Here is a 2,760-nt window from a genome sequence, read left to right as displayed (position 1 = left end):
AGTCAACATTTATGTATTTGACACACCGCTATCGCGAGCAGGCTCACTCCTACAGGGGGTTATTTGTTTGCAATGGGGATCAGGACAGGAACCCACCGTCGACATTCAGCGCAACCCCGGTGGTGTAGCTCGACGCATCACTCGCCAGGTACAACACCGCACCGGCCATTTCACTCGGATCGGCCACACGCTTGAGCGGAATCTGCGTCAGCGCTTGCTTGAGGATCGCATCGTTCTTCACCAGTGCCGAGGCGAATTTGGTGTCGGTCAGGCCCGGCAGCAGGGCGTTGCAGCGGATGCCGAACTGCGCGCATTCCTTGGCGAAGACTTTGGTCATGTTGATCACCGCCGCTTTGGTCACCGAGTAGATGCCTTGGAAGATCCCCGGCGAAATGCCGTTGATCGACGCGACGTTGATGATGCTGCCGCCACCGTTTTCACGCATCAGCTTGCCGGCCTCAACCGACATGAAGAAGTAACCGCGAATGTTCACGTCGACGGTCTTCTGGAACGCGCCGAGATCGGTGTCCAGCACGTTGCAGAACTGCGGGTTGGTCGCGGCGTTGTTGACCAGAATGTCGAGGCGGCCGAACTGTTCCTTGATCCCGGCGAAGACTTGGCTGATCTGCTCCATCTCACCGATGTGGCAGGCCACCGCAGTGGCTTTGCCGCCAGCAGCGATGATCGCGTCGGCGACGTGCTGGCAGCCGTCGAGTTTGCGGCTAGAGACGATCACGTGGGCGCCTTGCTGGGCCAACAGTTTAGCGATGGCTTCGCCGATGCCACGGCTGGCGCCGGAGACGAAAGCGATCTTGCCGTCGAGGTCGAACAACTGAGTCTTGGACATAGGGGTTCCTGGGTGTGGGCCGTCAGAGGCTCGATTTCGCAATGACCTGCAAGCTCATCTGCTCCAGCAGTTTGTTCATGTGAATGAACTGCGCGAAGCGTTTGTCCTGGGTCTGGCCGTGGTAGAAGCGGTAGTAAATCTGCTGCACGATGCCGGCTAGACGGAACAGGCCGTAGGTGTAGTAGAAGTCGAAATTGTCGATCTGGATGCCCGAGCGTTCGGCGTAGTAATCAACGAACTCACGGCGGGTGAGCATGCCCGGCGCGTGGCTCGGCTGGCGGCGCATCAGTTGCACCGGCGCCGGATCGTCCGCCTGAATCCAATAGGCGAGGGTGTTACCCAGGTCCATCAACGGGTCGCCGAGGGTGGTCAGTTCCCAGTCGAGCACGCCGATGATCTGCATCGGGTTGTGCGGGTCGAGGATGACGTTGTCGAAGCGGTAGTCGTTGTGGACGATGCTCGAGGTCGGGTGGTCGGCCGGCATCTTGTCGTTGAGCCAGGCTTTGACCTTTTCCCAGTGTGGCGCGTCGGGGGTCAGGGCTTTTTCGTAGCGTTCGCTCCAGCCTTTGATCTGGCGGGCGACGTAGCCTTGCGGTTTGCCCAGATCGCCGAGACCGCAGGCGGTGTAGTCGACCCGGTGCAGTTCGACGAAACGGTCGATGAAGCTTTTGCACAAGGCTTCGGTTTTTGCCGAATCGAGGCCCAGTTCCGGCGGCAATTCCGAGCGCAGGATGATGCCGTTGACCCGTTCCATCACGTAGAACTCGGCGCCGATCACCGATTCGTCGGTGCAGTGCACGTAGGCCTTCGGGCAATACGGGAAACCGTCACGCAATTGATTGAGGATGCGGAATTCGCGGCCCATGTCGTGGGCGGATTTGGCCTTGTGGCCGAACGGCGGACGGCGCAGGACGAACTCCTGTTCCGGGTATTCCAGCAGGTAGGTCAGGTTCGACGCGCCGCCGGGAAACTGGCTGATCGCAGGTGTGCCACTCAGGCCCGGAATGTGCGCCTTGAGGTACGGATCGATCAGGCTGGCATCAAGTTCTTCGCCGGAGCGGATACGGGTGGACTGGTCAGTAAGCGCCATGCTTATCCCTTCTGCTTATTTTGGAGGCCAGACATCATTGGCTAATCTAATGGTGCGCTCAGGTCGCCACAAGCGCGGGTCGGTCTTATAGGTTAGCGTGTTGCCGGATAATCACCTTTGGGAATGTGCGCGAAGGGCCGTGGCAGACTAAGGTTTAGCGGGTATGCCATGGGCAAAAAGGAGCTTTGAAATGGGCTGTCCGCAAGTCTGTGCCACGGCCACGCTGCAATGCAGCTTCGGCGCCGCGCCGTCGATGCTCAACGTGTTGCCAGTGAACCGCACGCTGACCGGCGGGATGCCGGCGGCGAACATCATGGATCACATCCCATTGGTGAATATCCTGCCGTTTGGTGTGTGCATGAGCTTGGCCAACCCGATGGTCGCCGCTGCAACTGCCGCCGCGCTGGGGGTGTTGACGCCGATGCCGTGTATACCCGCGACGGCCACACCGTGGATTCCCGGCGGAGCGCCGACGTTGTTGCTGGGCGGAATGCCGGCGATCGATGCCAACTCGACGTTGATGTGCAACTGGGCGGGGGTGATCAAGATTGTGGTGCCGGGGCAGATGCAGATGCTGATTCCGTGAGTTTTTTACTTGGCGTGAAATCCAAACCCCTCACCCCAGCCCTCTCCCAGGGGGAGAGGGAGCCGATTGGGGGATATTGATTAGCTCCGCCGACGTGAAAGTCTAGCTGTGAATCCATAATCGACTCGGTCTTGCAGGTCGATGTATGAAGCAAGACAACTCGGTCGGTTCCCTCTCCCTCTGGGAGAGGGCTAGGGTGGGTAAAGACCGGGTACATCCTTTACGTTTGAGACCGGG

The 2,760-nt window shown here is 59.6% G+C and carries 3 protein-coding genes; 1 reads left to right on the top strand and 2 read right to left on the bottom strand.

Annotated elements, in window-relative coordinates:
- Positions 1-79: 79 nt before the first annotated feature.
- Together ACW9IR_RS29140 and ACW9IR_RS29135 are read right to left on the bottom strand one after the other, a co-directional pair.
- Positions 80-847: an SDR family oxidoreductase gene (locus ACW9IR_RS29140; RefSeq protein WP_095120260.1), complete on the bottom strand. Its 768-nt coding sequence runs from the start codon at positions 845-847 to the stop codon at positions 80-82.
- Positions 848-869: 22 nt separating this feature from the next.
- A complete protein-coding gene (locus ACW9IR_RS29135; RefSeq protein ID WP_110720500.1) occupies positions 870-1,937 on the bottom strand; it encodes a phosphotransferase family protein in 1,068 nt (355 codons plus the stop codon).
- Positions 1,938-2,127: 190 nt separating this feature from the next.
- Here ACW9IR_RS29135 and ACW9IR_RS29130 point away from each other — a divergent pair, with 190 nt between their 5' ends.
- Positions 2,128-2,523: a DUF4280 domain-containing protein gene (locus tag ACW9IR_RS29130; RefSeq protein ID WP_016985257.1), complete on the top strand. Its 396-nt coding sequence runs from the start codon at positions 2,128-2,130 to the stop codon at positions 2,521-2,523.
- Positions 2,524-2,760 lie beyond the last annotated feature (237 nt).

This window comes from Pseudomonas sp. SDT291_1_S447 (assembly GCF_054070155.1).
The sequence above is the reverse complement of the archived record's forward strand: the minus strand, read 5'-3'. Positions and strand labels throughout refer to the sequence as shown.

Bases quoted from the DNA above. Each gene is read 5' to 3' on its own strand.
- ACW9IR_RS29135 (WP_110720500.1), bottom strand. From the start codon at position 1,937: ATGGCGCTTACTGACCAGTCCACCCGTATCCGCTCCGGCGAAGAACTT.
- ACW9IR_RS29140 (WP_095120260.1), bottom strand. From the start codon at position 847: ATGTCCAAGACTCAGTTGTTCGACCTCGACGGCAAGATCGCTTTCGTC.
- ACW9IR_RS29130 (WP_016985257.1), top strand. From the start codon at position 2,128: ATGGGCTGTCCGCAAGTCTGTGCCACGGCCACGCTGCAATGCAGCTTC.